Source organism: Armatimonas sp., from assembly GCF_043760365.1.
Classification (GTDB): Bacteria; Armatimonadota; Armatimonadia; order Armatimonadales; family Armatimonadaceae; genus Armatimonas.
This window is the reverse complement of sequence record NZ_JAYUPA010000276.1, coordinates 1-2,007: the sequence shown is the minus strand read 5'-3', so window position 1 is coordinate 2,007 and position 2,007 is coordinate 1. Positions and strand designations below refer to the sequence as shown.

Annotated in this window: 2 protein-coding genes; one reads left to right on the top strand and one right to left on the bottom strand. The window is 60.9% G+C overall.

What is annotated here, in order from left to right; translation table 11 throughout:
• Positions 1–7 precede the first annotated feature (7 nt).
• The gene (gene serS, locus ACH2EH_RS06595) at positions 8–1,291 is read right to left on the bottom strand and encodes a serine--tRNA ligase (RefSeq protein ID WP_395140093.1); all 1,284 of its coding nucleotides are present in this window, start codon (positions 1,289–1,291) and stop codon (positions 8–10) included.
• A gap of 351 nt (positions 1,292–1,642) precedes the next feature.
• Between serS and ACH2EH_RS06590 the strand changes: the two genes are divergently transcribed.
• A partial coding sequence (locus tag ACH2EH_RS06590; protein ID WP_395140091.1) for a PEP/pyruvate-binding domain-containing protein occupies positions 1,643–2,007 on the top strand: 365 nt, incomplete at its 3' end.

Sequence of the window (2,007 nt, the reverse complement as noted above, 5' to 3'; positions counted from 1 at the left end):
TTTGCACTCATAGCTTTGGCTCCAGCGTCTCCATGCCGCCGAGATACGGTCGGAGCGCGGCAGGTAGCGTGACGGTGCCATCGGCATTTTGATGGGTTTCTAGCAGCGCGGCGTAGACTCTTGCCAGCGCTGTCCCAGAGGCGTTGAGCAGGTGCGGGAACTCGGGCTTTGCGCCTGCCTCGCGCCGAAAGCGAATGCTGGCGCGGCGTGCCTGGAAGTCCGTGCCATCGGACGCCGACGATACTTCGAGCCACTTGCCGACCCCGGGAGCCCATGCTTCGATATCTACCGTGCGTGCCATGGAGAAGCTGGTGTCTCCAGCGGCGAGCAGCAGGAGGCGGTGGGGGATTTCAAGCCCATCGAGCACGGCGCAGGCGTGCTGCACCATCTCGCTCTGGGCACTTGCGCTCGCCTCAGGAAATGTGTACTGAAAGATCTCCACTTTGTCGAACTGATGTACCCGCTGGAGCCCTCGGGTGTCCTTGCCTGCCGCCCCGGCTTCGCGCCGCCAGCACGGCGTGTGCGCGACATATTTTATCGGCAAGACGCCTGGCTCCAGCAGCTCACCCCGGTGCACATTGACCAGCGCAGGCTCCGCTGTGGGCACAAAGAAGTGGTCGCTCTCGGCATCGTGGTACATCTCGGGGGCGAACTTGACGATATGCCCCGACGCCGTCATGGACTCACGCGTGAGCAGATAGGGCACGCCCAGCTCGGTGTAGCCGTGCACAGTGGTGTGCAGGTCGAGCATGAAGTTTATCAGCGCTCTTTGCAGCCGCGCCCCCACTCCGGTGTAGAGCACAAACCCACTCCCGCTGAGCTTCGCCCCGCGCTCGGTGTCAAAAAGCCCGAGCGATGCGCCGAGGTCCCAGTGCGCTTTTGGCTCGAAGTCGAACACGCGCAGCGGCGTGTTCGCCCCACGAATCTCGGTGTTGCACTCCTCGCCGCCTTCGGGAACATCATCGAGCACGAGGTTGGGCAGCTTCGAGAGGAGCGCTTCTTGTTCAGGATCGAGGGACTTGAGCGTCTCATCCAGGCTCTGGAGGCGCGATTTCAGCTCTCCTAAGTGGACGAGAACCGCACTGGCATCCTCTCCCGCCTTCTTGGCGGCGGCGATCTGTGGCCCCAGCTTGTTCTGCTCCGCACGTAGAACCTCCCACTCGGTCTGCTTCTCGCGGCGGGTTTCGTCGAGGGCGAGGAGGGCATCAATCTTGCTTGTGTCCTCGCCGCGCTTGGCAAGGTTGGCTTTAATAGCATCAGGTTCGGTGCGAATTCGTCGGATATCCAGCATAGCGAGTTATTGTATCGCGAGATCGCCCCCATTCACGCGCCCCGTTTGTTTTCGCCCCCATGAACGGGGGCGTCTTATTGTCCTCGTTCCTCGGACACAAAGGGCGTGCCGCCCATAGCCGAGTTGACTCGGTTCGGTATGGCCCGAAGTGGCCTTCGTGTCGGCGAAGCCGTCAAAAAGACGCCCCCGTTTATGGGGGCGATCAGACGGGGCGACTAAAGGTGGTTGACGCGGCGCATTCGGGGTATAATCCCAAGGTTTTTGCCGCGCCGACGAAGGCTTCCCTTAAGGATTGTCTTTGGGCGCGGCATTTTTGTGAATTCTAATTCCAATTTGGAGAAAAGTTGACCTATGGCAACGCAGAAACGTGTCTGGCTCTTCCGTGACGGTGACAGGAGCATGCGCGATCTCCTCGGTGGTAAGGGTGCAAACCTCGCCGAGATGACCAATATCGGACTGCCGGTTCCCCCCGGCTTTACGATCACCACCGAAGTCTGTACGGACTACTACGCCGAGGGCCGCGCTCTGCCCGCCGGACTGCTCGATGAGATGAAGGCCGCTCTGGCCGATGTCGAGAAGCAGCTCGGAAAGACATTCGGTGATGTGAAGAACCCGCTTCTTCTCTCCGTGCGCTCGGGGGCTCGCTTCTCGATGCCGGGGATGATGGACACGGTTCTGAATCTGGGCCTCAACGACGCGATTGTGGACGAGTACGT